Source organism: Aquitalea magnusonii (assembly GCF_003202035.1).
GTDB classification, from domain to species: Bacteria; Pseudomonadota; Gammaproteobacteria; order Burkholderiales; family Chromobacteriaceae; genus Aquitalea; species Aquitalea magnusonii.
This window is the reverse complement of sequence record NZ_QJKC01000020.1, coordinates 1-24,728: the sequence shown is the minus strand read 5'-3', so window position 1 is coordinate 24,728 and position 24,728 is coordinate 1. Positions and strand designations below refer to the sequence as shown.

The window sequence follows — 24,728 nt, the reverse complement described above, 5'->3', positions numbered from 1 at the left end:
CATGAGCAAGAAAACCAACGTCTGGATGCCGCTGTACATCGCCGATTACCTGGCGGATACCACGCGGCTGACAACCGAGCAGCACGGGGCATACCTGCTGCTGATCATGGATTACTGGCGCAATGGCCCGCTGCCGGACGATGACGGCGCGCTGTCCAATATCACGCGCCTGTCCATGCCGCAATGGAAGAAGCACCGCCCTGTGCTGGCCCGGCTGTTCCTTGTTGAGGGTGGCGAGTGGCTGCACAAGCGCGTTGATACTGAGCTTCAAGCAGCCGCTGAGAATGCTGCCAAGCATGAAGAAAGGGCAAAGAAAGCAGCTGCTGCACGATGGTCTAAGGAAAGCAAAAACAATGCTTCAAGCAATGCTACAAGCACACTTGAAGCACAGCTTGAGGAATGCCCTTCACCATCACCTTCACCTAAACCCACTACGGAAGGTAAACCTTCCTTCGTGGGTGAGGCGCGAAACCGCACCCGCGAGGCTGCACTCGGCACCACCGTACCTGCCGACTTCGAGCCGGATCAGAGCCACCGGGGCATTGCCCACAACATGGGCCTGGACCTGCAAGCTGAGCGCGATAAGTTCGTGGATCACTACACCTCGACCGGCGAAGTGCTGGCCGAATGGCCTGCCAAGTTCCGCAACTGGCTGCGCAACGCCAACAAGCATGGCGACAGCAAGTTCCAGCAGCAGCCTCGTCGCGCACCTGCCACCAGTTCCAACCTGACCGACCACAACCGTGCAGCTGCCGAGCGGGCCAAGGCCCTGCTGTTCGGCGGTGATGCCAATCCGGAGGCCTGATGCCATGACCCAGAACGACTACGACATCTTCGTCGACATGCTGCAGGCTGTGGCCGACCTGTACGGCAAGCGCCTGACCGAGTTCTCGATCGGGATCTACTGGGGCGCCCTGAAGCACGTGGACCTTGCCGTGTTCCGCGAGGCGATGAACCGCCATGTCACCAACCCCGACAACGGCCAGTTCATGCCGAAACCGGCTGACCTGATCCGCATGATGCAGGGCTCCAGCCAGGACAAGGCCCTGCAGGCCTGGCACAAGGTCGACAAAGCACTGCGCCAAGTCGGCACCTACAGCAGCGTGGTATTCGACGACCCGCTGATTCACCGCGTGTTGCACGAAATGGGCGGCTGGATTTCCCTCGGAACCAAGACAGATGACGATTGGCCGTTCGTGGCCAAGGAGTTCGAGAACCGCTACAAGGCATTCGCCAGCCGCCAGGAGCTGCCGGAGTACTTGCCGGTGATGGTTGGCATCACAGAGGCCGAGAACCGCAAGGAAGGGCACCGCGTAGAACCGCCGATGCTGATTGGTGATGCCTCGATGGCGAAGGCGGTCATGACGGCTGGCACCAACAGGCCGGCGCTGGGCATGCAGCAGCTGGATGTAGGCGAGGCCAATCGCATCATGCTGCTTGTCCACCAGCAGGATGCGAAAACCAAGCCCATGGAGCAAGCCGCATGAGCGCCGGTTGCGACTGCTGCGCCAACCGTGGCGCCAACGTGTACCAGATGGGCTGCCAGGCCTGTGAAGCCCGGATGCTGGCCCGCACGATCAAGCCGCTGCGGCTGGCTGCATACCACCGCGCAGCCGAGCGTGGCCAAGACGTGGAAGCGCTCAAGGCACGGGTGAAAGCAGAGTGGGATCTGGACCAGAAAGGGAAAGCGGCATGAAGTCGATCACCCTGGTACTGCCCTATCCGGTGAGCGCGAACCGGTACTGGAGAACCTACCAGCCCAAGGGCTTCAAGGCCCCGGTCACCACGCTGTCTGCCGAGGCCAAGGCCTACAAGAAGCTGGTGGCCGGCATCATCCACCGCGCCGGCATCCGCCAGCCGTTCGACGGCCGTGTCGCCGTGGATATCGCCCTGTACCCGAACCGCCCGCAGGACTGGGCACGCCGCGCCAAGAAAGACCCGGAATGCTGGGATGACGACGTGCAGTGCATCGACCTGGACAACGCCAACAAGGTGCTGCTGGACAGTCTGAAGGGGCTGGTCTTCCACGACGACAAGTGGGTCCGGAAGCTCTTCGGGGAGCGGATGGAGCCGGACGGTGATGCGCGGGTGGTGGTGACAATCACGCAGCTGGTACCAGAACGGGCGCAACAAGGGCTGTTCGCAGCCTGACAGAAACACAGAGCAACAAGGGGGAATGGGGATGCAGTTTTCGACGATCAAGTCACTGGTGGGATGGGCGTTCCAGATCGAGGCCGTGTGCCTGGTGAAGGTCCAGAAGTTCGGTGAGCAGCAGACCTCCCCCGCGTTTGCTGATGTGACACCGCACGATCTCAAGGCCCAGGCCGCCATGGTCATGCTCAAGATCAACCGGCTGCCGGCCGAGCAACGCGCTGTGCTGTGGGCACTGCATGTGCAGCGGGAGACGGAGATGGTCTACCTGACCACGCACACGCCCTGCCGGTTCGGCTTCAAGACAGATCTGGACATCATCCGCAAGTGGGCAACGGGTGAAGGGCCTGGGTGTCGTGAGCTGGGGGATCGGCATCATGTGCACTACTCCACTGCCAGCCGGTATGAGAAAACCGTGGTACAGGCTCTGGAGCTGCTGATGCACAAGGCTTACGGGGTGCTGGAGGGGCCGCATCGGGAGATGCTGGAATACTTGGTCTATGCGGAGCGCTTGACAGCCTGATGCAACAAAACTACGATATTTGCAGCAGCCCGAACTTCGTCCAGAGTTCGGGCTGATGCAACAAAACTACGATATTTGCAGCAGCCCGAACTTCGTCCAGAGTTCGGGCTTTTTGCTTTTCAGGAGCCATCCCATGCACATGGAACACGCCAAGGCAGTGTTAGACGCCTGCTATCTGAAGCAGGGCCAGCATGTGCTGATGGCTAGCGGACGGGCCGCCCGCGTCGCTGAGATCGGCAAATCCACCATCAGGTTTGACTACCTTGACAGCGGGAAAGCCGAAGACCACGTAATCATCCCGCGCCATCGCGTGCCGGAGATGGTGCGGGTGTAAAAAAGCCTCTCATTTCTGAAAGGCTTGATCCAGCTGAGCGCGTATCCATTCGACGCCGCCAAGGTCCTGCAATTTTTGCCACTCCGCATCGGTGAGGCGCAAAGACCGGGGCTTGGTGGGAGACTCTGCCTTTGGCCGGCCAGCGCCTGGGCGAGAGCCGCCACGATTGGTTGCTTGATTATCCATTTACTTTTACCAGGTCAGCTTCACGGCCCAGCATGTCGATCATGTACAGCGTGCCCTGTTCGTCTTTCATGATGCAGCCACGGTAGCCCAGGATTTTGGCAGCGCTAGCAGTGAGGCGTTGCAGGTCCCAGTCTTGCTCAGCGTCCCAAGAATCGATCAGATCCCAGCCGGAAACCTTCTCGCTGATCAGGTCTTCGGCTTCGTCCTCGGAAATCGAAAGACGGTTGCACAGCGTTGAAACAAGTCCGGACAGCTTTTCGGCGTCTTCGTGGTAGAACAAGCTGCTAGCGTTGATCAGCTCATCTTCATCGATCTCAATCGAGTAAGTGAAGTATTCGCCGGCAACCATCACGTACACGTTGGAAGAAAAGCAGAAGAACTCACCAAAGCGGCCATTTTTGTGAATGGTGCCAATTTCGTTTGCGGTTGTGTGGAAGAGTTCCATTTTGCTTTCCTTTGCGTGTCGCGTTCTGTTGAATGAATTATGTAATACAACAATCAAACATGCAAGGGGAAAATTCAGATTTCTTCCGCGTGTTGTAAAAATTCCCCAAGATTGCCGGCCCCCGAAAGGATGGTGATCTATCTGCGACCGGCTTCGGCCGGTTTTCTTATTCCTCTGCGAAATTGACCCCATGGAGAGGTGCATCCCATGCCGAAGTGCGGGGCGACAACCCGCAAAGGCGGGAAGTGCCAGCGCGAGGCATTACCGGGCAAGCGCCGGTGTGCCTTGCATGGCGGTAAAAGCACAGGGCCGAAGAACCAGCGCGGCAACAAGAACGCCGCAAAACCCGGCAGCCTGTACAGCCTGTACCTGACGAAGGAAGAACAGGCCATTGCGGCCAGCCTCGAGCTGGGCAGCGTGGACGAAGAACTGCGGCTTACCCGCATCCGGCTGATGCGCGCCCTGCAGCTTGAGCAAGAGCGCGGTGACTCGTTGGAACTGGTGGAAACGGTTGAGCGCTCTGGTGGCGGCCCCATGGCTGCCGGCGACGAAGAAAAGCGCCAGGTGAAGGACTACGCTGCTCTGATCGACCGGCTGACTGGCCGTATTGAGTCGCTGGAGCTGCGCCGTGTACAGATCCTGGCCATCCAGGCAGACACAGAACTGAAGCGCGGCAAAAATGCCCGCGATGGTGAAATGCATCAGGTGGACGTTGATCTGAAGCGCCTGGAGCTGAAGGACAAGGGTCTGCAGAAGGATGACGGCCCGGTCGGCAAGATCGTAATCGAAGTGGTGGGAAGCCCAAATGCGTGAAATCCGGATGACCATGACGGAGCCGCAGGCAAGGTTCTTCCAGCTTCCTGACAAGTACCCCGCCTTTGTTGGCGGCTTCGGCACCGGCAAGACCGAGGCACTGGCCATGTGCGCTACCCGCGACGCCCTGGAGTCATCCAGCGCGCTGATCGCGCTGTACGAGCCGACTTACGACCTTATCCGCCTGATTCTGGCCCCGCGGATGGAGGAGAAGCTTTCGGAGCTTGGCATCCGGTACCGGTACAACAAGACCGAGAACATCATCTATACGGCCAATGGTGGCTGTGGCGACTTCGTGATGCGGACGCTAGACAACCCGGCGCGCATCATCGGTTACCAGTCCTACCGGGCGCACGTCGATGAGATCGACACACTGAAAAAAGATCATGCGCAGCATGCATGGCGAAAGATCATTGCCCGTAACCGGCAGATGCCAAAGGGGTTGGAAAATCCATTCAATCGAGTGTCCGTCTACACCACACCCGAAGGCTTCCGCTTTGTTTACGAGACATGGGGCAAGAACCCGAAGCCAGGCTACGCCATGGTGCAGGCTCCTACCCGCACCAATCCGTTCCTGCCGGTCGACTACATCGATAGCCTTCGCGCCAGCTACCCGCCTCAGCTGATCGAGGCCTACCTTGAGGGCCGCTTCGTCAACTTGAACAGCGGCTGCGTGTACCCGGAGTTCAGCCGCGTGTTGAACCATGCGCCGACTGTGGCCATGCCGGGGGAGCCGCTGCACATCGGCATGGACTTCAACGTCAACAAGATGGCTGCTGTTGTCTTTGTGGTGCGTGACGACTGCCCGCATGCCGTGGGCGAATTGGTGAAAGTGCGCGACACGCCCGATATGGCCCGCATGATCCGCGAGCGGTACAAGGACAAGGGCCACGCCATCACGGTTTACCCGGATGCCAGCGGCCAGAACACAAGCAGCAAGAGCGCCAGCCAGTCTGACCTGACCATCCTGCAGCAGGCCGGATTCCAGATCATGGCCAAGAGCACCAACCCGCCGGTCAAAGACCGGATCAACAGCGTCAATGCGTTGATCCTGAATGACCAGGGCGTGCGCCGGCTGAAGGTGAACACCGATCTGTGCCCGACGTACACGGAAAGCCTGGAGCAGCAGCCGTATGACGACAACGGCGAACCCGACAAAACCACCGACCACGACCACCCGAACGATGCCGGCGGCTACTTCATGGTGTGGCGCTGGCCGGTCGTAAAACCGATTGCAACCCACGGCGCACATGTGCCGCACATGAGACGCTGAGATGGACTTTCAAGAGCTACGGGGTACCTACCCGAAAGACTCGGACTATCCCGAGCGCACACGCACCCTGCTGGCGCTGACGAAGGTGCTGGATGGCACGATGTACGACTGCCTCCAGTACCCCTTCGACAAAGAGCAGGTAGACGTCATCGACGAATACATCCCGCTGAGCAAGCGCCGGCCGTCTGTGCGCTACAACCTCTGCCGCACGGTCGTGGAAGACAGCGTCAGCCTGCTATTCAGCGAAGGCCACTTCCCGGCATTTGAGTGTGCGGACGAGGCAACCCGCGACAGCCTTGAGCGCCTGTCAAAGGATAGCGGCCTCAATCTGATCATGACCGATGCTGCCATCCGAGGCTCTGTCGGCTCCGTGGCCATCCTGATGCGCGTGCTGAAAAAGCGCATTTTCTGGAAGGTGCTACCCACGGCCTACCTGACGCCCGAATGGCAGCCAGACGCACCTGACACTCTGCAAAGGGTAACTGAGCAGTACAAAGTCAAAGGCGCGGACTTGAAAGCAATGGGCTACGCCATTGCAGACGATGACGCGTCTGTGGACTTCTGGTTTTGCCGGATTTGGGATGCAAATGCCGAAACCTGGCATGACCCCCTGAAGGTTGATGACGCCAAAAAGGGTCAGAAATTTACTGTCGATGCCAAGCGCACCACGCAGCACAACCTCGGCTTTGTGCCGATGGTGTGGGTAAAGAATCTACCGGGCGGTGATGATATTGACGGCATGCCGACAATGCCATCCGAGGCAATCGATTGCCAGATTGAGATCGACTACCAACTTTCCCAGGCTGGTCGTGGCTTGCGCTACTCGTCTGACCCTACGCTGCATATCAAACAGCCGGCATTTGGTGAAGGCCAGATGGTTCGCGGCGCAGACCGCGCCATCATTACCAGCACTGAAGGCGATGCCAAGTTGCTGGAGATCAACGGTACGGCAGTGGCCGCTGTGGTCGAGTATGTGCGCGCAGTCCGCGAGTTAGCTCTTGAAACTGCCCACGGCAACCGGGCCAATGCGGACAAACTCAGCGCCGCACAGTCTGGCCGGGCAATGGAACTGATGAATCAGGCCCTGATCTGGCTGGCCGACAAGCTGCGCACCAGTTACGGGGAAGGTGCCCTCCTTGACCTGCTCAGCATGGCCGTGCGCGCCAGCGCCAAGTTCAAACTGGTGGACAAGCGTGGCAGCGAGATTGGCCCGCTGTCAGAAAAAGGTGATATCTCACTACGCTGGCCGGCTTGGTATGCGCCCACCTATGCCGATAAGCAAACGCAGGCAGAGACAGTCACAACTTTGCGTGACGGTGGCTTGCTGAGTCGGGAAACAGCAGTCAAATCGATAGCCGACAGCTACGACATTGCGGACCCGGCTGACGAGCTGCGACAAATCGATAAAGATCCACCCTCGCCCAACTCAGCCGCTGCTGCACCAAAGCAGGAGCCGCTTTCACAGAGTGATGACTGATGGCCACATACAACCTTGATGCGCCCGCGCTGGCCGGCGCTGCACTTGTGCTTGAAGTCAGCAAAGCCAAGGCGGCATTGCGCTACGAGCGGCATTACAACGTTCTCGCGCAAGCCGGCCTGGCTGTTGGCGATACGGTGCAGTTCACCCTGACCGTGCCCGAATGGGTTCGTACCATCGTAGCAAGCAAGCGCACCAACACCGCCAACGCTGATGTTTTGACGGTGCAATGTGCCGACCCTGGTCTGACCCTGCCGGAGATGCTGCCGATCAAGACTGCCTCCTCAGTCCAGACTGGTGGCAGCACTTCTAACGCAGCTTCCAACGCGGTGCTGATGCAGCTCTATCCCGTAGGGAACAGCATTACCGTCAGCCTGACGCTGGCGACTTCCGTGCCGGCGCAATGCGAGCTGTCTATCGCGTTCTACGACATGTGATTGCGGACGATTCCGCGCAACCAAGTCGCCCTGATGATTCAGGGCGTTTTTCATTTTGGAGAAGACTAGATGTCCGACCCCGCAAACAATCCTGAACCGCAATCCTTCTCTGCCGAGTACGTCCGCGAACTCCGAGCTGAAAACAAGGGATTGCGCCTGAAGAATACCGAGCTGCAAGGCAAGGTAGATGGCTTCGAACAGGCTACGGCAGAAGCCGTAAAGAAAGCCATTGACGAAGCCGCACCCAAGATTCGTGAGGCAGCACTGGCCGAAGCCAGCGCAGAAGCCGACAAGCGCGTTTTGCAGGCTGAGCTGAAAAGCGTAGCTGTGAAGTCCGGCTTGCTGGATCTGGATCAGTTGAAGCTGCTGGATCTGTCCGCCGTCAAATTTGCGGACGGAAAAATCGAAGGTGCTGAAGCACTGTTCGCTGGTCTCAAGGAAAGCAAACCGTATCTGTTCGGTGAGCAGTCGAGCACATCCTCCACCGAAACCGCGCCCAAACCGAAACCGGCCGAGGCGAAGCAGGCCAAGGACATGACCACCGAAGAGTATGCCGCTGCCAAGGCAGCGCTGCTCAAGGGTTAACCGAAGCCATCTCCCATCGGGGCAAGACGCCCAGGGGAATGAAAACCATCTCATTCAACTGGAGCAACCATGCCCATTCAGAATATGCCGACGGCGCTGCAGCCGATCATTCAACAAGGCTTCCTGGAGCGCGAATTCCATGATGGCCTTACTTCCGCCCTGGGCTATCGCGCCGTGGCCGACCGTGAGCCGGTCGCCATCAACGTCGGTGAAACCGTCACCAAGACCCGTACCGGTCTGAAAGCCCCGGTCACCACCCCGCTGACCGCATCCAGCAACACCAACCTGGACAATGGCCTGACCCCGTCCGCGTTCACGGTGGAGCAATACACGCTGGGCATCAACCAGTACGCCGATACCATCGACCTGAACGTAATCACCTCTCAGGTAGGCATCGCGAATCAGTTCCTGAAAAACGCCCAGACCAATGGTATTCAGGCGCGCCAGTCGCTGGATCGCATCGCACGCAATGCGCTGTTCAACGCTTACATGGGCGGCCAGACTCGCGTCCGCACCACCCTGGGCGCTCCGGCCGCCACCATTAACGTGGATGACGTGCGCGGCTTCGCTACCGTGCTGGTCAATGGCCAGTTTGTCCCCGTATCCGGCACCAATACTGCTCAGGTGCTGATCGGTTCGAACGTCTACACCCTGACCGGTGTCGCCGTGGATGGCTCCAACGTATCGTCGGTGGCTGCTTTTGGTGGCACCTCCGGTACGCTGACTTTCTCTGGCAACGTGACCGTAGCCGATGGCACTGCACTGAATGCCGTCATCCACCTGAACGCCCCGGCGCTGGTTCGCCCGAACGGCAAGTGGTATGGCGGCAGCGCGCAGGGTTCGACTACTGCCACTTCCGCCCTGACTTCTTCCGATGTGCTGACCCTCGGCACCATCGAGGATGCAGTTGCTACCTTGCGCAACAACACCGGCATGCAGGATGAAATGTTCAATTTCTACCTGGATAACGTGTCCATGCGCCAGCTGTTCGCTGACCAGGACTTCAAGCTGATGTACCAAGGCCAATACGGCTCGCCGGAAGCCCGTCAAGGCAAGGTATTCCAGCTGATGGGCGTGAACTTCATTCCCACCACTGAAGCGCTGGTACAAGCTGCCGGCAGCAATGTCCCTGTTCGTACTCGCCGCCCGATTCTGTGCGCCCCCGGCGCCCTGGTGGAAGGCGACTTTGCCGGGATGGAGCAGAAGGCCCACGAAACCTGGGGCATCAACTCCGAAGTGCAGGTTGTCGACGGTGTGGTGCAGGTCACTCGTGGCCCGCTGGACCGCCTGCAACAGATCGTTGCGCAGTCCTGGTTCTGGATTGGCGGCTTTGTCGCACCGACTGATGCCACTGCGAACCAGACCATCATCCCGACCGCAGGTAGCCAGTACCTGAAGCGCGCTGTCGTGATCGAACACGCTGGCTAACTGGTAGCGGCCTGGCGCTCATGCGCTGGGCCACCACTCCCACCACGGAGGCCAATATGGCAACGAAGACTCCCCCCAAAGCACAAGCTGAGCCCGGTGCTGACTTGCTTCAGGGTGCTGGCGAAACTGACGGCACTCCCACCACGGAGGCCAATACTGATCAGGAGGCTATCTCGCCGGCCGAACTGCCCGCGCTGATCGCCCTGACCTGCCCTTTTGGCTTCTACGACGAAAGCAAAAACCTGCGCATGTGGCAGGCTGGCCAGGTCGTTACCGATGCTGACGAAATCAAGCTGCTGGTTGATTTCGGCGCTGAACACGTAATTCCGGAGTAAAGCATGGCATTCACCACCGCAGAAAAGGTCGATGTCCGCCGCTTCTGCGGATATGGCATGTTCGGCTCGCAGTACACCCCGGCCAGCGGTACGCGCTTCAGCACGGCTTACGGCATTCTGGAGTACAAGCTGAACAACATGCTGGCTGAAGAAGAGGCGGTAACCCGCACCACCTATCTGGCAAACCTCTACCTGCTTGAAAGTGACGTGCCGGGGGCGCGCGCCAATCTGGACACGGAGCAAGCCGCTGTTTGGAAACACAACGCGAACGAGGTGGCCGACCGTGTCGCCCTCTTCTCCCACTATCGCCGCGAACTGTGTGCCTTCATGGGCATTCCGCCCGGGCCAGGCTTGGGCAGTGGCGGATCTGTAAGACTGGTGGTGTGATGTGAACAGTGACATCCAGCCTGTCGATGCAATGCCGGAAGAAGTTCGGGTCCTGGTGCAAATGATCCTGGAGGGGCGCGTAAAACAGTTCGCCATCATCATCGAGGATGAACGCGGTTGTTTTTTCGACAAATTCCCCGTACTGGATGATTCTGCAAGTCGAATGGGCATGATCGGCGCCCTGGAGGTGCTGAAGCGCGATTACATGCGCCTCTTCATCTCATCTCGGGTTGAATACCTCCTACCTGGCGAGGACGAGTAATGGACGGTGCAACCCTTCAGGCCAAGATTTACACCGGCTATGGGCAGGCGGCCAAGCGTATTGGCTTCCCATGTCAGATATACCGCCCATCTTCGCCACTCATGCCCCTGCAGGCTGCAGCAATCAAGACCATCCCAGCCAGCTTCTCTGACAATGGCTTCCGCTATAGCAAGCCGAATGAATATGGCGACCCGACATGGATGGGTCTGTTTGACGGTAACCAGACGCAGCCCGGAGACATCCTGGTTGGCGTGCAAGGCACGTTCTTCATTGCGGCAATGCAGAAGACGCTACCAATCTACTGCATTCAGGCTGAGCGACTGGTTTCCGTGCTGCGCGTCAGCATGGACAGCGGTGTCGGCCAGGTTGGCTATGGCGGCGATACGACTGGCACCGAGCAGGTGCTGATGTCCGACTGGCCGGCCAGCGTGTTGCAGGGCACGAAGGGTGAGCAGAACGATGCCAAGCTGCCGGGCGATGTCCGGACGCCATGGTGGGCAATCCTGATGCCGGCATGGCCCGGTATCGTGCTGCGCACATCCGACATCATCACGGATGACATCGGGCGGCGCTATACCGTTTCCAGCGCCGAATTGACCGACATGGGCTGGCGGATCACCGCCATGCAGTCGCAGGTGTGATATGGCTGACGTTACCGATGTCCTCAACGCCCTGGCCGGCCTCGCCGCTGGCATTGTCTATCCGAATGGCACAGCAGCTCCCAGCATCAGCGGCACGCCAGTGAAGATATACCCCGGCTGGCCGGTGCCGAACGTGCTGGAGGCAGACCTCGCACAGCAACGTGCGCACATCAGCGTGTTCGCCCATGAAACCGAGCGCAACACCACGCGCTTCATGCGGCGCTGGAACACCGTCACGCCAGCTTCGGTCACGCTGGCGGCCGCAGTGACTGGCAACGCGGTAGCGCTGTCCGGCACGGTCTCGGTTCCACAAAATGTAATGCTGCTGGTCAACGGAAAGCCCTACGCCTACGCCGTGCAGCCGGCGGACACGCTCAACAGCATCGCCGCGGCCCTGGCAACTTTGCTCCATAGCAATTATCCAGCCGCTACTAGCACCGGCTCTATCCTGACCATTCCGACCGCCTACAGCGTGATTGCGCGCGTCGGCGGCTTCGCAACGGTGCAGCAGGAAATCGGCCGCATCGAGAAGCGCTTCCAGCTCACAATCTGGGCAGACGACCCTGGCCGCCGCTCAGGACTGGCTCAAGCGATTGTCCCGGCACTGATGGACACGGCGTGGCTCCAGATGCCCGACGGTACCGCGGCGCGGCTGATCTATCGCGGTGGCCACGACTCGGACGAGAAGCAGAAGTCCCGGCTGTACAAGCGCGATATCTTCGTCACAGTGGAATACGCCGTAACCAAACAAGCACAGGCCGCGCAGGTGCTGGCCGGCATCGAAAACATCACACCATCCGGCGCCGGATCGGCGTCCCGTACCGTATGAGGAACCCCATGGCAGACAAGCAAACTTCGGCCCCGGCATTCGTGCTGGTGGTCATTCACCCGTTCGGCGATTACCAGCGCGGCATGCAGATCAGCGATACCGACGAGATTGCGCGTGTTCTCGAGTCGGAGAACGCCCACCACGTCAACAAGGTGTCCGCTGCGCAGCAGTAAGCACCAGACAGCTTCCCGCTCCCCCGATGACCCGGCCATTGCCGGGTCTTCTCATTTTTGGAGACACGAATGCCCATCTATCAGCTGGGACAAATCAACACTGCAGCGCTGCAAACGCCGGGCCTGTACGTGCAGGTGGTGCCACCGCGCACCCGGATCATCAACGGCGTGCCGACTGACGTTTACGGCCAGGTGGGCGTGGCATCGTGGGGTCCGGTCAATAGCGCGACCCTGGTGGGCAGCCCGACCGATGCACAGAACTTTTTCGGTGTTCAGCAGGTGCGCAAGTACGACCTGGCCACCGCCATCGCCATCGGCCTGCAGCTCGGCGCAGCCAACCAGCGCATTGTGCGCGTGACTGACGGCACTGACGTAGCTGCCAGCGTGGCGCTCAAGGATACGCTGGGCACGCCGGTAACCGGCGCAACACTGACTGCCATCTATACCGGCACGGTCGGCAACACGCTGCAGGCAACGATCACCGCGGGCACCCAGCAAAACACCTTCAAGCTGACCATTCTGCGGCCGAACTTCACCCCGGAAGTGTTTGACGGCATCAGCGGCAGCGGAGCCACCTTCTGGGCCAACCTGGTGAGCGCGGTCAACAACGGCTTGAGCGGTATCCGTGGCCCCTCGCAACTGGCGGTCGCAACCATCGGCACGTCCATCACTGCGCCCAACACCACCAACACCTACACTTTCGCCGGTGGCACCGACGGCGCAGGCGGCGTGACCGATTCCACGCTGGTGGGCGTAGACGGCACCAGCACCGCCCGCAAGGGGATGTACGCACTGCGCGGCACCGGTGTCCAGGTACTCAATCTGGTGGATCTGACCGACTCGACGCAGTGGCCGAACATTTCGACCTTCGCGTCCGGCGAAGGTGTGTACGGTTTCACGCAAGGCCCCGTCGGTGCTTCGTACTCTACCGTTTCCACCAGCCTGAACACGGCCGGCGTCGACGATTGGCACATGAAGGTACTGGTGGGCGACTGGGTGTACTGGAACGACACCGTCAACACTCAGAACCGCCTGCTGGCACCAGCCACGTTCCTGGCTGCGCAATGTGCAGCACAGGCGCCGCACGTGTCGACGCTGAACAAGCGCCTCGGCAATATCACCGGCACCCAGCGCGTGGCACAGAACCAGCCGTACAGCGGTGCGGAGATCGGCGCTATTGTCGGCGCGCGCCTGGACGTGATCAGCAACCCGTCCCCGGGCGGCAGCTACTACGCCGGCCAGACTGGCCGCAACAGTTCGAGCGACCCGACTCGCAACGGCGACAACTACACGCGCATGACGAACTTTCTGGCGCTGACGCTGGCCAGTGCGTTCGGCTACGTGATCGGCCAGAACCAGACCATGGACCTGCGCCGTGAAGCCAAGAGCGCGATCGAGTCGTTCCTGTTGACGCTCCAGCAGCAGAAAATGATCGGCGATGTGAACGGCGGCCCCGCTTTCAGCGTGCAGCTGAATGCCGAAAACAACCCCGACGCTCGCGTGGCCGCTGGCTACATGCAGGCCGACGTGCAGGTGAAGTATCTGTCGGTGATCTTCTACTTTCTGGTCAACCTGGAAGGCGGCCAGACCGTCACCGTGCAAGTCAGCAGCAAGCCGCGCTGATCCACCCCTACAGCGAAGCCTCGCCATAGTGCGGGGTTTCGTCATTTCTGGAGACTAAACCATGTCCCAAGGACAATTTTCGACCGGGCGCGATGTCTCGCTGGACTTCATCACGGCCGCCGGCCCGCTGCGCATCCCCGGGCTGAAGGACTTTTCCAGCAAGCAGGACGTGCAGGAGAAGAAGATCAAGCTGATCAACGGCCAGACCCGCCACCAGCGCTTCTTCGACGGCTGGAGCGGCTCGTTCGAGGCCGAGCGCATGAACAGCGCGATCGACGACTACTTCGCCTCGCTGGAAGAGAACTACTTCGCCGGCTTGCCGGAAACGCCGATCACCATCACCGAGACCATTCAGGAGCCGGACGGCAGTGTCACCCAGTGGCGCTACGAAGACGTGCTGCTGAAGCTGGACGATGCCGGCAAGTGGGCTGGCGACAGCACCATCTCCCAAAAACTCTCGTTTGTGGCTTCGCGCCGCAGGAAGGTAGCGTAAATGGCAACCCCGAAAGTGACCGTGCACGACAAGAAGGTTGAGGCCACCGTCGCCCAGGCCAGCGTGGATAGCGTGGTCGACAGCAAGGGCCGCACGCTTGAGCTCCGCGAGATCGGCCCTCTGCAGGAAAGCCGCATTGTGCTGGCTGTCGGTGCCGACGGCGCTGCAAACCAAGCCTACATGCTCGGCTACGTGATGCCGGCTGTGCTGGTTGCAAAGATAGACGGCGAACACTTGGTGATCCCGCAGACCAAACTGGAGGTCGAGGCCGCCATCACGGCCGTGGGTCGCGAGGGTTTGCGCGCCATTCATGCGCACATGGAAGCAAAAGCCAAGGAGCAGGAGGAAGCCGAGAAGGCGGAAAAGGCTGCAGTAAAAAACTAGCCAGGAACCCCGATTTCGAAAACCGCTGCTGGTTGGTGAGGAACGGGGTTCCGTTCAATGTCGCGTTTGGGGAAGAAGTGGCGCTGACCAGGATCGAACGCGCCGCCATGTCTATCCTTTTCTCAACATTCGAAGGCAACGAGTTTGATTGGTCCGCGATGAAGTTCAAGGAGCGCAAGCAAGATGGAGTTTAAGAGCCTGGGCGACTTGGCGTTGCATTTCGCAGCACTCCCAACCATACACACACATGAACTTCAAAAGGGGCTGGAGCGCTGCGCAGTGAGGATTGAGAAAACCGCCAAAGACGAAATTGGCCAGTACCAGGCCGCCGTCGGCCCCTTCCCGGCCTGGGCCGAACTGGCCGACTCAACCGAGCAGGAAAAAGCCCGGCTCGGCTACCCTGCCGATTCGCCGCTCGAGCGTACACGCGCAATGGCCAATGAGATCACGCACGAGGTCAACGGCCTTGAGGCTGTGATCGGGGCCAGGGACACCGAGGCTGGCCGGATCCTGGTCTATCACGAGTTCGGTACTTCAAAAATGCCGCCTCGCCCTGTTCTGGGGCCTGCGGCATTCAGGAACAAGGATTTCGTGCTGAAATTAATCGGGCGGGCTGCACTATCTGGTCTGCTTGGCGGCGAGCAGATCCATCCAGCACTCGGCTATGACCAGGAGGTATAAAAATCAGCATCGACGCCAGTGCAGAATCTCTTTGCTGCGCTGAACAGTTTCGGCAGTGCCAGATGTGGGGATAGCCGTTTTCCCCTTTATCTCCCAGCGCAGGAGCACGTCTTTGTATGGGTAAGGATCTTTGTCGCCAGGTATGGGTGGTAAGTCGACCATGACCTGCAGCAACTTCCAACCTGGCTTGTCCGGCATGTCATCCATCCAGGAATCGGCTTTTTTCACCTTCATGCCACAGTTTGTAATGGCGGCCAGGGCGTTGCCGTGCGCCACAGAAGGGATGCCAGCGAGCGCTCTGGACAAAACAGACCATCTAGCCTCTTCCGCATGGGAGGGAATGGTGGTTGCAACCACTGCCGTGGCGGCGCATGCCGCAATAAGGGAATTCTTCACAGATACACGACCATCAAGATAAACAGCACAACAATGACAGGTCCCCATATCCACGCCATGGCGTAGGTAAAGAAGGCCCACTTGCATATCGCATCAAGCAAGCTTCCGGTCGAGGCTGGCTTTTGCTTTTGGTGGATGAACTGCTGACGCGGGTACTGGACCCACGAAACCCGTTCGGCAAGCCACTCTTGGGCGCGGAAACGTAAAGGGTATTTCATGGCATTCGAAGCCTATAGTGTTGCCATCAAGCTCAGTTTAACCAATATGGTTAGCTCGGGCCTGCAACTGATCGCAAAAGATTTGACCGGGCTGGAAAAAAACGTTGTAAACCTGCAGGACAAGTTTACGGCGCTGAAGATGATCGGTGTCGGTTGGGGCATGAAGCATATCGGCGACGGCATGCTCGGCTTTCTCGGCAAGACGGTGGAAACCAGCAAGGAATACACGCGCCAGCTTTCGCTAATGAACGCGGCCGGCATGTCGCACCTAGAGATTGCTAAGGCCACCAGCTCAGCCTGGGCAACCTCCAAGGAGGTCATCACCTCAAGCGCTTCGCAAAATATGACGGCCATTCGTGAGTTGCGTTCTGTATTCGGCAAGGACCACATGGACGAGGCCTATGCCGTGCTACCGCAAGTGCAGCGCACCAAGGCCATCATGGAGGCTTTGACGGGCAAAGAGCAGCACGGTGTCGCGTTCGACATGGTGAAAGCAATCGAGCTAGGCACAAAGGGTGCCGTCACGAAGGAGAGCCTGCTCAAGCAATCCGAAATGATGAGCAAGGCCCTGATGCAATTCGGCGGAACGCTGACCGTGCAAGACTTCCACCAGGCGCTCAAGTATTCGCGCGCCGCGGCGCCATACATGTCCGATGACTTCAAGTACAAGTACCTGCCAACCCTGATTCAGGAAATGAAGACGGGTCACGGCGGCGCAAGCTCGGCCGGTAACGTCATCGCCTCGATGTATGCTCTGGTAGCCGGGCGGCAGATTCCCAAGGAGCTGATCGCCAACTGGCAGGATGCCGGCCTGCTCAAAAAAGGATCTGTCGTTGCGGACAAGCACAACCGCACTACCTCGAAAATCCTACCGGGCGGCATCCTTGGTTCGGACGAGTTTGCCGAAAACCCATATACCTGGGCCCAGAAGTACGTGGCGCCGGCCATCAAGCACCTCATGGCCACCAAGCACCTGAGCGAGACGGATGCCTTCTACGCATTGACCAAGGACCGGATGAAGGCATTCGGCTTGCAAACGCTAGTCAACAAGGCGGCTCAATTTGAGCGCGACCGTAAGCTGATCGAAAGTGGTCCATCCAGTTATGAGTCGTATCAGAGACTACTGAAGACCAACCCGCAGCTTGCGCAGCAGGCCTTGCATTCGCAATGGGAGAACGTGCAAGCCAGGATTGGCTACGAGATCCTCCCGAAGCTAATCCCACTGGCTATCAAGTTTGCCGACTGGTTGGGTGGCCTGGCGCAATGGATGGAGCATCACCCGAACAAATTGCAGGCTCTGGTGATCGGATTCGGTACGCTGGGCATTGGCCTTGATCTGCTCGGCCGCGGACTCATGGCGGCCGGCATCATCAAGCTGCTTGGTCTTGGCCCGATGATTGCGTCGGTTTTCTCTGGAATTGGCGCGGCCCTGATGTTTGTCGGGCGCGCGCTGTTCCTGAATCCGATCGGCATCACAATCACCGGCATCGGGGTGGCGGCTTACCTGCTCTGGAAAAACTGGGATACGGTCAAGCCGAAGCTGCTGGCTGTGTGGAACTGGATCACCGACAACATGGCAGCGCTGTGGAGCGGCATCAAGTCTGGCTTCCATACCTTCGTCGGCTGGTACCTGCAGGGCTGGCAAACGCTTTTCAACCTGCTGATCTCTGGGCTGAACAAGATACTTCCCACTGCGATGCAGATCAGCAAGATGCACTTTGCTGACGATTGGAATACGCCGAAGGCTTCGTATTCCAACGAGGGCCGTGGTTATCAGCCTGCGGTGCCGGGCAGATCTGCCCAGCCGCTGCAGGTCACCACCCAGATCAACCTTGACGGCCGCAAGATCGGCGAGGCGGTCAGCAAGTACCAGGGCCGGGAGCTGAACAAACCACCGTCCGGCACGATGGGCCCTGACCCGTCTGTTACGGCCACTTATGCGCCCACGCTGGCGCGCGCTGGATATTGACCATGGACTTCTCTCTCGATTCGATTACCGGCGCGATCCAAAGCGGCGCTGATGCTGTGACGCAGTTCGCCAATGGCATCGGCGGCGGCATCATGGGGCCGGCGCACCAAGAGCCGGACGACATCCTCGGCAAGACCCGGCTGAAGCTGGGAGACGTGGAGTTCACCGACCTCGAACTGCCCCAATCCATTCGGGTCATGCTGAAACAGAAGCTGGCTCAGCATGACCTGGTCGGTGGCACGCGGGTGATCGATACGATGGGCGCGTTCTACGAGCCGATCGGGTGGACCGGCCGGCTGGAGGGTCTTGATGCTGTTGCGCGGGACAAAATCCTGAGCCAGATGCTGCTGGATGCGCAGGAGGTCGTGCTCACATGGGACGAATATGCCTTCCGCACGGTGATCGAGGCCTATGAAAGCACCTACCACGACCACGCGCACATCGACTACACGCTGACATGTGCTGTGCTGGCCGCGACCGACGTGCCGCAGGATCCGCCTTCCGACGATCTGAACCAGCAGATAAACGACGACATGAACGATGCCGGCGACCTGGCCGAGCAGTCCGGCGACTCAGGCATCCAGTCGGCCATCAGCACTGTGCAGGACGCAATCAACCAGGTGCAGGATTTCGCCACGGCGACGGTGCAGCAAGTGCAGGCCATCATCCAGCCGATCGTGCAGGCGCAGCAGGCCGTTCAGGGGGCAATCCTGCGCACCGAAGCGGCGCTGGTGAAGATCACGACGCTTGGCGGCCTTGTGCCAGGCAATCCGGTTGCTGCTGCCGTTGGCCGGCTATCCCAACAGGTCAACACCATCAACCAGCTGCCGGTGCTGTACCGGCTGCAAGAGGTGGTCGGACGCACGCAGGCGAACCTGTCGGCCATGCCGCGCTTTGCTCAAGCCGTGAAGAGTGCGGCGGGCGCCACCGGCAACGCGGCTGGCACCTTCGGCCAAGGGGCGCGCACTGTGACGCAGGCGGGAGGAACGCTCTACCAGATAGCTTCTGACCAGTACGGCGATAGTACGCTGTGGCCTTATATCGCTGAGGCCAACGGCATGGCCGACCCCCAGCTGGATGGTATGAACACGATCATCGTTCCGGATGCGCCGCCGGCCGGCAGCTCCACCCAGAGTGCATTCACCGGAACCACAGGAACTACCGTCACATGATCCTCAATACGCTACCGATTCAGCCATACGCCCGCGCCCCACGCGGGCGTTGTCTTTTGAACGGGCGCGAAGTGGCGGGCTGGATCAGCCTGGAGGTGGAAAACAACAGCTTCCACAGCGCTGACACGTTCCGCGCATTGTTCGCCATTTCGCTGCTGCCTCCCGACTATGACCTGGCCTGGTTCGCTTCCCAGTTGCAGTTTCGGGTGCAGATTGAGCTGGATGACGGCAACGGGATGGTGCCGTTCATTCTGGGCAATGCCGACTCCATCCGCTTCGACCCGGTAGCCAGAACGGTTGAGCTTGAGGGACGCGACCTTACTGCTGTTCTGATTGATGACCGCACGACAGAGCATTACCGCAACCTGACGGCCAGCCAGATCGCCACAAAGATCGCGCAAAAACATGGCTTGACACCGGTGGTGACGCCGACCAGTGCAAAGGCAGGCTCGTATTACCAGATCGACCATGTGCAAATGCAGGACGAGCAGAGCGAGTGGGAGTTGCTGTTCTACCTCGCCCAGCGCGAGGAATTTGTCTGCTTCGTGCGCGGCATCGAGCTGCACTTCGAGCCGATGCCAAGCCCGGCGACCGCTGACCGCTACCAGGTCGACTGGCAAGAGCTGGTCACGGGACCGGTGTCGAACGTGGCCGACCTCAAATTTGAGCGCACCCTGACGGTTTCCAAGGGCGTCGTGGTCGAGGTGCACAGCTTCAACGCCAAGCAAAAGAAGGGCTTTCAGGTCAGCTACCCGAAGGTCACCAAGAGCGTGGGCGGCGCGCGCGCTGGCCAGGCGAAGCCAAAGGCACAGGTCTACCGCTACACCTTCCCGAATCTGACGCATGAGCAGGCGCTACAGAAGGCGCAGGCCCTCTACAAGCAGATCATTCAGCACGAAATGAAGCTGGACGGCACGCTGCCTGGCGACAACCTGCTGATGCCAGAAGTGATGATCGAAATGACCGGCACCGGTAGCCAGTTCGACCAGCCCTACTACGTCGATTCGATCCGCCGTCACCTGGATGTGAGCAGCGGCTACACGATGAGCTTCTCCGCCAAGAACCACAATCCCAATTCGACACAGGCGCAGTGATGACCAGGCAAATACAAAACGCGATGGCCCAGCGGGCGCGCAATGCTGACGACCGCGCTGGCACGCGGCTCGGAACGATTTCGAGCTACGACCCGAACACCTTCAGCGTGAAAGTGCAGCTGCAACCGAGCGGGCTGGAAACCGGCTGGATTCCGCTCGGCTCGCCATGGGTGGGCAGCGGCTGGGGGATGTTCTGCGCCCCTGCCGTCGGCGAAATGGTTGAAGTCGAGTTTCAGGAGGGCGGCGCCGAAGCCGGCGTGGTCTCGATGCGCTTTTTCAACGACGTGGAGCGGCCTTTGCCGGTGCCGGCCGGCGAGTTCTGGCTGGTGCATCAATCGGGCTCACTGCTGAAGTTCCACAATGACGGCACGGTCGAGATCACGGCTGCGGCCACGATGCAGTACACCGCCACCCAGCACCACTTCATCGGACCGGTTGTGATGGACAACACCCTGCAGGTAACCCAGCAGATTGCCGGCAACGGTGGCATGGCCATCCAGGGTGGTACCGGCGCGGCCATGCAAGTGACCGGTGACATGCACTCTACCGGCACGATCACCGGCGACACCGACGTGATAGCAGCCGGCAAGAGCGGCAAGGGTCATACCCACCGCGAAAACGGTACCGGTAGCAATACCAATCCGCCGACCTGAGAAACCCGATGAACGATCTCTACCACTTCATAGGCGGCGACCTGTCCACCTCGCCCACTGGCGACCTGATGCCGGTCACGGGTGTCGACAAGGGGCGCCAGCGCATCCTGCGCCGACTCATGACAAACCCTGGCGACTACATCCACCACCCCGACTACGGCGCCGGCCTTGGCCGCTTTGTCGGTGATGTGGTGGACGTACCGGGGATAACGGCGCTGATCCGCTCGCAACTGGCCATGGAGGCCGCCGTGGCACGCAAGCCGGCCGCTCAGGTCGATGTGACGCCGATCAACAACGGCGTATCGGTGCAGATCAGCTATATCGACGCCCCCACCGGCACCCCGGCAGTGCTGGCTTTCGACGTGAACAGGTAACCCATGGCAACCATGAACATCAAAACGTGGCCAATCTTGGTGCGTGACCATGTAACGGCCATTCAGGCGCGCGCCGCCGGGCTGGTGGACGCAACCATCGGCTCGCTCATCCGCGCCGTGGCCGAAAGCAATTCCAGCGTGGTGCAGTGGCTGCAGCAGCTGATCGTCACTTTGCTGGCCACCACCCGGGCCGCAACCAGCGCGGGCGCAGACCTCGATAGCTGGATGGGCGATTTCGGCTTTATCAGGCTGTCGGCCGTGCAGTCTACCGGCCTCGTGACCTTTGCCCGGTTCTCCTCTACCGGGCAGGCCGTGGTGCCCGTCGGCACGGTAGTGCAGACAGCGGATGGCACGCAGCAGTTCAGCGTGATCGTGGACACCACGAACCCCGCCTATAGCGCCGCGTTCGGCGGTTACGTTGTGGCCGTTGGCGTGTCCAGCATCACCGTGCCGGTGCAAGCCAATACTGCAGGGGCGGCCGGCAACGCGCTGGCCGGTGCCGTGACGCAGATCACGGGCGCGCTGCCCGGTATCGACACGGTCACCAATACCAACGCTTTCGCGAATGGCACCGACCCTGAAACCGATGCCGCCTTCCGGGCTCGTTTCGTGCTGTGGATCGCATCGCTGTCGAAATCGACCAAGGCAGCCATCGCCTACGCCATTACCAGCCTGCAGCAGGGCGTCAGCTACACGCTGACCGAGAACCAGGACATCAACGGCAACGCCGTGGCCGGCTACTTCACCGCGGTAATCGACGACGGCAGTGGCAGCCCATCCAGCACTTTCCTGGCGTCAGCCGCGAATGCGATTGAAGCGGTGCGGCCGTTTACGGTGAGCTATGGCGTGTTCGGCCCGCAGATTGTCACAGCCAACGTCGCGATGACGCTGACCGTTGATCCTGCTGCCACGCGTGCGGCGGTGGTCGCGCTGGTAGCTTCAGCTCTGCAGACCTACATCGCCGGGCTGAAGCTCGGCCAGCTGCTGCCGTTCACTCAGCTTGCGGCAGTGGCCTACGGTGCCAGCCCCTACGTGCTGAACGTGTCGGCGGTGACCTTGAACGGTGGCACTTCCGACCTCGCTGCAACCAGCCGGCAGGTGATCCGCGCCGGCGCCCTCACGGTGAGCTGACATGGCGACAGGTGATCAACAAGACATGTTCGGCCGGCTAAAAGCTCTGTTGCCCCCCTGGTTTGGCGACAGCAATCCGGTGCTGGACGCAATGATATGGGGGATGGCGCAGGCGCTGGCCTGGGTATTCTCGCTTTACCTGTACGCGCAGCTGCAGACGCGCATCAAGTCGGCTTCTGACGGCTGGCTCGACATGATCGCGTTCGATTTCTTCGGCACTAGCCTGCCGCGTGGTAACGGAATGTCTGACGCGAGCTACCGCAATCGGATCCTGATCAACTTGGTACGTGAGCGTGGCACGCGCTATGCGATTACAAAAGTGCTGACTGATCTGACTGGGCGTGCGCCGCTGATCTTCGAGCCGCGCCGCCCGGCGGATACGGGCGCATACGGGGCAACTGAGATAGTCAATTTCGCAGCCGGGCCGCAGATTTACAAAACCACTTGGAACGGGAATGAGCTGCAGTACAGCACGCCGCGGACGAATTTCCTACTCTTTTCCAACGCATTCAGCAACGCGGCCTGGGCTGCCGCAAGATGGGGCGGCGCAGCTACTGTTGTGGATGGCGATACTACATACGCAGCTCCGGATAACAGTGGTTCATCAAAAGTAGTAGCAACGGTAGGCGGATCAGGCGTAGGCCAAGCAATTACGCTAACGGCAGGGATAACATATACATTTTCAGCCTGGGTTCTTAGTCCTGCCGCCGCCGCAAATTTAGTTATCCGAAATTCGCCGGCAACAACCGGAACGGTAGCAAGTGCAGCGATACCGGCATCTACGGTGTTTTGTAGGTATTCCGTGACTTACACGCCTGCAATGACCCAGACTTACTACGTTGGCGTGACGGATACTGTAGCTTTGCAGACATACTGGATTTTTCGGGCGCAGCTAGAAATTGGAAGTACGGCGACGTCGAATATTCAGACAACTACAGCCGCGGTAACGACCACTGACTACACCCAGGGCAGCAACGGGCTGATCACATTCAGCAGCCCGCCTGCCGCCGGCACGCCTATTTTGTGGTCCGGCAGCGGGGTCGGAGCCAGTACGGGGAATGCTGTTTCGTCGAGTTTTCAGCAGTTCGCCACCGCTGACGGCATTGCAACCAGCTTTTCGATCAGAAATCTAAGCATGACGGGGCTAGTCGCATACGGGGCAGCTGGTGGCTACGGTTCACTGTCAATGCCATACCAGGCTCTGGTGACTGCATATCGCTCGCAGAGTCAAGGATTCCCCAATATTGCCGGCTACGGATCATCGACCGGCGGGTACGGGCAGGGATCGCAAGCCGACTACGCATCCCTGTCGCAGCTTGCAGCAGTAACCGATGCAGACCTTTTCGCCGCCGTCGATGCAGTTCGACCAGTTGCTACACAGATCTGGATGCGCATTTCCAGCTAGAAATACCAACCATTCCACCGACCAATGGCCGCCCTGTGCGGCCATTTTTATTTGGAGCCTTCATGGATCGCCAGATCGTTTACCCGGGCGCCATTCCGCTCGAGACGGACATCCTCAACACCAACAAAAACATGATGGTCGCCCTGTCTAAGCTGGCCGCAGCCATCTTCGGAACCGGAACAATCGTCAACGGTTTCGCCGTCACTCCGACCGCACCGGCATCGTTGCAGATCAATGTTGCTCCGGGTGAGATCTATGCCATGGCTAACATTGATGCCACGGCCTACAGCTCGCTTGCGGCCGACACCACACACTCGATTCTCAAGCAAGGCATTGCGCTGGACTCGCAACTGCTGACACTCACCGCACCGACCACTAGCGGCTACTCGGTCAACTACCTGATCCAAGCCGCTTACCAAGATCAGGATGCCAACGCCGTCGCGCTGCCTTACTACAACAGCACAAATCCGACGCAGCCGTGGAGTGGATCGGGCAATAATGGCCAGGCGCAATACACCACCCGAAAGGGTCTGGCTGTTGTATCCGCCAAGGCTGGGATCGCAGCGACTACCGGCAGCCAAGCTACGCCGGCGCCGGACTCCGGCAACGTCGGGCTATACGTGGTGACAGTGGCCTACGGGCAAACCCAGATCACCGCAGGCAACATCAGCCAGTATGCGGCCGCGCCGTTTATCAATTTGCCGACGATGGCGCAGATCCAGGCGCAAACCGGTACTGCATTCGCTGCTGCGGGCACTGCCCCGGCTTATACCCTGACACCGTCGCCGGCAATTCAGGCGTACGCATCGCCGCAGCGCTTCAACGTCACATTCCCGACCGCCGGCACAACTGGCAG

Annotated in this window: 33 protein-coding genes; 30 read left to right on the top strand and 3 right to left on the bottom strand. The window is 59.9% G+C overall.

Annotated elements, in window-relative coordinates:
• Position 1 precedes the first annotated feature (1 nt).
• Genes DFR38_RS17535 through DFR38_RS17510 form a run of 6 tightly spaced genes read left to right on the top strand, consistent with a single transcriptional unit; the run spans position 2 to position 3,008 of the window.
• A complete protein-coding gene (locus tag DFR38_RS17535; RefSeq protein WP_059284892.1) occupies positions 2-805 on the top strand; it encodes a YdaU family protein in 804 nt (267 codons plus the stop codon).
• Positions 806-809: 4 nt separating this feature from the next.
• Positions 810-1,487, top strand: coding sequence for a DUF6475 domain-containing protein (locus DFR38_RS17530; RefSeq protein WP_059284893.1), 678 nt, complete (start codon positions 810-812; stop codon positions 1,485-1,487).
• The gene (locus DFR38_RS17525; protein WP_059284894.1) at positions 1,484-1,696 is read left to right on the top strand and encodes a hypothetical protein; all 213 of its coding nucleotides are present in this window, start codon (positions 1,484-1,486) and stop codon (positions 1,694-1,696) included. Before DFR38_RS17530 ends, DFR38_RS17525 begins: the two co-directional genes overlap by 4 nt.
• Positions 1,693-2,151, top strand: a complete 459-nt coding sequence (locus DFR38_RS17520) for a RusA family crossover junction endodeoxyribonuclease (protein ID WP_059284895.1) — start codon at positions 1,693-1,695, stop codon at positions 2,149-2,151. Before DFR38_RS17525 ends, DFR38_RS17520 begins: the two co-directional genes overlap by 4 nt.
• A gap of 31 nt (positions 2,152-2,182) precedes the next feature.
• Positions 2,183-2,674 carry a hypothetical protein gene (locus DFR38_RS17515; protein WP_146216011.1) on the top strand — a complete coding sequence of 164 codons (492 nt, stop codon included), beginning with the start codon at positions 2,183-2,185 and terminating at the stop codon, positions 2,672-2,674.
• Between the two features lie 55 nt (positions 2,675-2,729).
• Complete coding sequence (locus DFR38_RS17510; protein WP_146216010.1) at positions 2,730-3,008, top strand: hypothetical protein; 279 nt, start codon at positions 2,730-2,732, stop codon at positions 3,006-3,008.
• Positions 3,009-3,186: 178 nt separating this feature from the next.
• Here the strand turns inward: DFR38_RS17510 and DFR38_RS17505 are convergent, their stop codons facing one another.
• The gene (locus tag DFR38_RS17505) at positions 3,187-3,639 is read right to left on the bottom strand and encodes an AcrIF11 family anti-CRISPR ADP-ribosyltransferase (RefSeq protein WP_059284897.1); all 453 of its coding nucleotides are present in this window, start codon (positions 3,637-3,639) and stop codon (positions 3,187-3,189) included.
• 207 nt (positions 3,640-3,846) lie between these two features.
• Here DFR38_RS17505 and DFR38_RS17500 point away from each other — a divergent pair, with 207 nt between their 5' ends.
• From DFR38_RS17500 to DFR38_RS17430, 16 genes are all read left to right on the top strand, one after another.
• A complete protein-coding gene (locus DFR38_RS17500; protein ID WP_059284898.1) occupies positions 3,847-4,452 on the top strand; it encodes an HGGxSTG domain-containing protein in 606 nt (201 codons plus the stop codon).
• Positions 4,445-5,725: a phage terminase large subunit family protein gene (locus DFR38_RS17495; protein ID WP_170124168.1), complete on the top strand. Its 1,281-nt coding sequence runs from the start codon at positions 4,445-4,447 to the stop codon at positions 5,723-5,725. The genes DFR38_RS17500 and DFR38_RS17495 overlap by 8 nt, the downstream gene beginning before the upstream one ends.
• Before the next feature lies 1 nt (position 5,726).
• A complete protein-coding gene (locus DFR38_RS17490; protein WP_059284899.1) occupies positions 5,727-7,202 on the top strand; it encodes a phage portal protein in 1,476 nt (491 codons plus the stop codon).
• Positions 7,202-7,639, top strand: coding sequence for a hypothetical protein (locus DFR38_RS17485; protein WP_059284900.1), 438 nt, complete (start codon positions 7,202-7,204; stop codon positions 7,637-7,639). Before DFR38_RS17490 ends, DFR38_RS17485 begins: the two co-directional genes overlap by 1 nt.
• 69 nt (positions 7,640-7,708) lie before the next feature.
• Positions 7,709-8,224 (top strand): phage scaffolding protein, encoded by a 516-nt coding sequence (locus DFR38_RS17480; RefSeq protein ID WP_110313693.1) that lies wholly within the window; start codon positions 7,709-7,711, stop codon positions 8,222-8,224.
• A 69-nt stretch (positions 8,225-8,293) separates the two neighbouring features.
• Positions 8,294-9,652: a hypothetical protein gene (locus DFR38_RS17475; RefSeq protein WP_059284902.1), complete on the top strand. Its 1,359-nt coding sequence runs from the start codon at positions 8,294-8,296 to the stop codon at positions 9,650-9,652.
• A gap of 56 nt (positions 9,653-9,708) precedes the next feature.
• A complete protein-coding gene (locus DFR38_RS17470) occupies positions 9,709-9,987 on the top strand; it encodes a hypothetical protein (protein WP_146216009.1) in 279 nt (92 codons plus the stop codon).
• 3 nt (positions 9,988-9,990) lie between these two features.
• Entirely contained in the window at positions 9,991-10,374 is a 384-nt protein-coding gene (locus DFR38_RS17465; protein WP_059284904.1) for a hypothetical protein, read from the top strand.
• A gap of 1 nt (position 10,375) precedes the next feature.
• Positions 10,376-10,636 (top strand): hypothetical protein, encoded by a 261-nt coding sequence (locus tag DFR38_RS17460; RefSeq protein ID WP_110313691.1) that lies wholly within the window; start codon positions 10,376-10,378, stop codon positions 10,634-10,636.
• Positions 10,636-11,277: a hypothetical protein gene (locus tag DFR38_RS17455; RefSeq protein ID WP_059284906.1), complete on the top strand. Its 642-nt coding sequence runs from the start codon at positions 10,636-10,638 to the stop codon at positions 11,275-11,277. The genes DFR38_RS17460 and DFR38_RS17455 overlap by 1 nt, the downstream gene beginning before the upstream one ends.
• 1 nt (position 11,278) lies before the next feature.
• Positions 11,279-12,106 (top strand): hypothetical protein, encoded by an 828-nt coding sequence (locus DFR38_RS17450; protein ID WP_110313690.1) that lies wholly within the window; start codon positions 11,279-11,281, stop codon positions 12,104-12,106.
• An 8-nt stretch (positions 12,107-12,114) separates the two neighbouring features.
• Positions 12,115-12,279 carry a hypothetical protein gene (locus DFR38_RS21285; RefSeq protein WP_158527755.1) on the top strand — a complete coding sequence of 55 codons (165 nt, stop codon included), beginning with the start codon at positions 12,115-12,117 and terminating at the stop codon, positions 12,277-12,279.
• 69 nt (positions 12,280-12,348) lie between these two features.
• A complete protein-coding gene (locus DFR38_RS17445; protein WP_059284908.1) occupies positions 12,349-13,902 on the top strand; it encodes a phage tail protein in 1,554 nt (517 codons plus the stop codon).
• Positions 13,903-13,963: 61 nt separating this feature from the next.
• Positions 13,964-14,395, top strand: a complete 432-nt coding sequence (locus tag DFR38_RS17440) for a hypothetical protein (RefSeq protein WP_059284909.1) — start codon at positions 13,964-13,966, stop codon at positions 14,393-14,395.
• On the top strand, positions 14,396-14,779 hold the full coding sequence (locus DFR38_RS17435; protein WP_059284910.1) for a hypothetical protein: 384 nt from the start codon (positions 14,396-14,398) through the stop codon (positions 14,777-14,779).
• 183 nt (positions 14,780-14,962) lie between these two features.
• Entirely contained in the window at positions 14,963-15,460 is a 498-nt protein-coding gene (locus DFR38_RS17430) for a hypothetical protein (RefSeq protein WP_110313689.1), read from the top strand.
• A 3-nt stretch (positions 15,461-15,463) separates the two neighbouring features.
• Here the strand turns inward: DFR38_RS17430 and DFR38_RS17425 are convergent, their stop codons facing one another.
• On the bottom strand, positions 15,464-15,856 hold the full coding sequence (locus DFR38_RS17425) for a hypothetical protein (protein WP_059284912.1): 393 nt from the start codon (positions 15,854-15,856) through the stop codon (positions 15,464-15,466).
• Positions 15,853-16,074: a hypothetical protein gene (locus DFR38_RS17420; RefSeq protein WP_059284913.1), complete on the bottom strand. Its 222-nt coding sequence runs from the start codon at positions 16,072-16,074 to the stop codon at positions 15,853-15,855. The genes DFR38_RS17425 and DFR38_RS17420 overlap by 4 nt, the downstream gene beginning before the upstream one ends.
• Between DFR38_RS17420 and DFR38_RS17415 the strand changes: the two genes are divergently transcribed.
• From DFR38_RS17415 to DFR38_RS17380, 8 genes are all read left to right on the top strand, one after another.
• A complete protein-coding gene (locus DFR38_RS17415) occupies positions 16,073-18,043 on the top strand; it encodes a hypothetical protein (protein ID WP_059284914.1) in 1,971 nt (656 codons plus the stop codon). The two genes, DFR38_RS17420 and DFR38_RS17415, sit on opposite strands and share 2 nt — an antisense overlap.
• 2 nt (positions 18,044-18,045) lie before the next feature.
• Positions 18,046-19,215: a LysM peptidoglycan-binding domain-containing protein gene (locus DFR38_RS17410; protein WP_110313687.1), complete on the top strand. Its 1,170-nt coding sequence runs from the start codon at positions 18,046-18,048 to the stop codon at positions 19,213-19,215.
• Entirely contained in the window at positions 19,212-20,309 is a 1,098-nt protein-coding gene (locus DFR38_RS17405) for a phage late control D family protein (protein ID WP_146216008.1), read from the top strand. Before DFR38_RS17410 ends, DFR38_RS17405 begins: the two co-directional genes overlap by 4 nt.
• Positions 20,309-20,962 (top strand): phage baseplate assembly protein V, encoded by a 654-nt coding sequence (locus DFR38_RS17400; protein WP_204377417.1) that lies wholly within the window; start codon positions 20,309-20,311, stop codon positions 20,960-20,962. The genes DFR38_RS17405 and DFR38_RS17400 overlap by 1 nt, the downstream gene beginning before the upstream one ends.
• Positions 20,963-20,970: 8 nt before the next feature.
• On the top strand, positions 20,971-21,336 hold the full coding sequence (locus tag DFR38_RS17395; protein WP_059284919.1) for a hypothetical protein: 366 nt from the start codon (positions 20,971-20,973) through the stop codon (positions 21,334-21,336).
• A 3-nt stretch (positions 21,337-21,339) separates the two neighbouring features.
• On the top strand, positions 21,340-22,467 hold the full coding sequence (locus DFR38_RS17390) for a baseplate J/gp47 family protein (RefSeq protein WP_059284920.1): 1,128 nt from the start codon (positions 21,340-21,342) through the stop codon (positions 22,465-22,467).
• Position 22,468: 1 nt separating this feature from the next.
• Positions 22,469-23,872, top strand: coding sequence for a phage head spike fiber domain-containing protein (locus tag DFR38_RS17385; protein WP_059284921.1), 1,404 nt, complete (start codon positions 22,469-22,471; stop codon positions 23,870-23,872).
• Between the two features lie 62 nt (positions 23,873-23,934).
• Positions 23,935-24,728, top strand: a 794-nt coding sequence (locus tag DFR38_RS17380; RefSeq protein ID WP_211310779.1) for a hypothetical protein, incomplete at its 3' end; no start/stop codon positions are given.

Bases quoted from the DNA above. Each gene is read 5' to 3' on its own strand.
- DFR38_RS17535 (WP_059284892.1), top strand. From the start codon at position 2: ATGAGCAAGAAAACCAACGTCTGGATGCCGCTGTACATCGCCGATTAC.
- DFR38_RS17530 (WP_059284893.1), top strand. From the start codon at position 810: ATGACCCAGAACGACTACGACATCTTCGTCGACATGCTGCAGGCTGTG.
- DFR38_RS17525 (WP_059284894.1), top strand. From the start codon at position 1,484: ATGAGCGCCGGTTGCGACTGCTGCGCCAACCGTGGCGCCAACGTGTAC.
- DFR38_RS17520 (WP_059284895.1), top strand. From the start codon at position 1,693: ATGAAGTCGATCACCCTGGTACTGCCCTATCCGGTGAGCGCGAACCGG.
- DFR38_RS17515 (WP_146216011.1), top strand. From the start codon at position 2,183: ATGCAGTTTTCGACGATCAAGTCACTGGTGGGATGGGCGTTCCAGATC.
- DFR38_RS17510 (WP_146216010.1), top strand. From the start codon at position 2,730: ATGCAACAAAACTACGATATTTGCAGCAGCCCGAACTTCGTCCAGAGT.
- DFR38_RS17505 (WP_059284897.1), bottom strand. From the start codon at position 3,639: ATGGAACTCTTCCACACAACCGCAAACGAAATTGGCACCATTCACAAA.
- DFR38_RS17500 (WP_059284898.1), top strand. From the start codon at position 3,847: ATGCCGAAGTGCGGGGCGACAACCCGCAAAGGCGGGAAGTGCCAGCGC.
- DFR38_RS17495 (WP_170124168.1), top strand. From the start codon at position 4,445: ATGCGTGAAATCCGGATGACCATGACGGAGCCGCAGGCAAGGTTCTTC.
- DFR38_RS17490 (WP_059284899.1), top strand. From the start codon at position 5,727: ATGGACTTTCAAGAGCTACGGGGTACCTACCCGAAAGACTCGGACTAT.
- DFR38_RS17485 (WP_059284900.1), top strand. From the start codon at position 7,202: ATGGCCACATACAACCTTGATGCGCCCGCGCTGGCCGGCGCTGCACTT.
- DFR38_RS17480 (WP_110313693.1), top strand. From the start codon at position 7,709: ATGTCCGACCCCGCAAACAATCCTGAACCGCAATCCTTCTCTGCCGAG.
- DFR38_RS17475 (WP_059284902.1), top strand. From the start codon at position 8,294: ATGCCCATTCAGAATATGCCGACGGCGCTGCAGCCGATCATTCAACAA.
- DFR38_RS17470 (WP_146216009.1), top strand. From the start codon at position 9,709: ATGGCAACGAAGACTCCCCCCAAAGCACAAGCTGAGCCCGGTGCTGAC.
- DFR38_RS17465 (WP_059284904.1), top strand. From the start codon at position 9,991: ATGGCATTCACCACCGCAGAAAAGGTCGATGTCCGCCGCTTCTGCGGA.
- DFR38_RS17455 (WP_059284906.1), top strand. From the start codon at position 10,636: ATGGACGGTGCAACCCTTCAGGCCAAGATTTACACCGGCTATGGGCAG.
- DFR38_RS17450 (WP_110313690.1), top strand. From the start codon at position 11,279: ATGGCTGACGTTACCGATGTCCTCAACGCCCTGGCCGGCCTCGCCGCT.
- DFR38_RS21285 (WP_158527755.1), top strand. From the start codon at position 12,115: ATGGCAGACAAGCAAACTTCGGCCCCGGCATTCGTGCTGGTGGTCATT.
- DFR38_RS17445 (WP_059284908.1), top strand. From the start codon at position 12,349: ATGCCCATCTATCAGCTGGGACAAATCAACACTGCAGCGCTGCAAACG.
- DFR38_RS17440 (WP_059284909.1), top strand. From the start codon at position 13,964: ATGTCCCAAGGACAATTTTCGACCGGGCGCGATGTCTCGCTGGACTTC.
- DFR38_RS17435 (WP_059284910.1), top strand. From the start codon at position 14,396: ATGGCAACCCCGAAAGTGACCGTGCACGACAAGAAGGTTGAGGCCACC.
- DFR38_RS17430 (WP_110313689.1), top strand. From the start codon at position 14,963: ATGGAGTTTAAGAGCCTGGGCGACTTGGCGTTGCATTTCGCAGCACTC.
- DFR38_RS17415 (WP_059284914.1), top strand. From the start codon at position 16,073: ATGGCATTCGAAGCCTATAGTGTTGCCATCAAGCTCAGTTTAACCAAT.
- DFR38_RS17420 (WP_059284913.1), bottom strand. From the start codon at position 16,074: ATGAAATACCCTTTACGTTTCCGCGCCCAAGAGTGGCTTGCCGAACGG.
- DFR38_RS17410 (WP_110313687.1), top strand. From the start codon at position 18,046: ATGGACTTCTCTCTCGATTCGATTACCGGCGCGATCCAAAGCGGCGCT.
- DFR38_RS17405 (WP_146216008.1), top strand. From the start codon at position 19,212: ATGATCCTCAATACGCTACCGATTCAGCCATACGCCCGCGCCCCACGC.
- DFR38_RS17400 (WP_204377417.1), top strand. From the start codon at position 20,309: ATGACCAGGCAAATACAAAACGCGATGGCCCAGCGGGCGCGCAATGCT.
- DFR38_RS17395 (WP_059284919.1), top strand. From the start codon at position 20,971: ATGAACGATCTCTACCACTTCATAGGCGGCGACCTGTCCACCTCGCCC.
- DFR38_RS17390 (WP_059284920.1), top strand. From the start codon at position 21,340: ATGGCAACCATGAACATCAAAACGTGGCCAATCTTGGTGCGTGACCAT.
- DFR38_RS17385 (WP_059284921.1), top strand. From the start codon at position 22,469: ATGGCGACAGGTGATCAACAAGACATGTTCGGCCGGCTAAAAGCTCTG.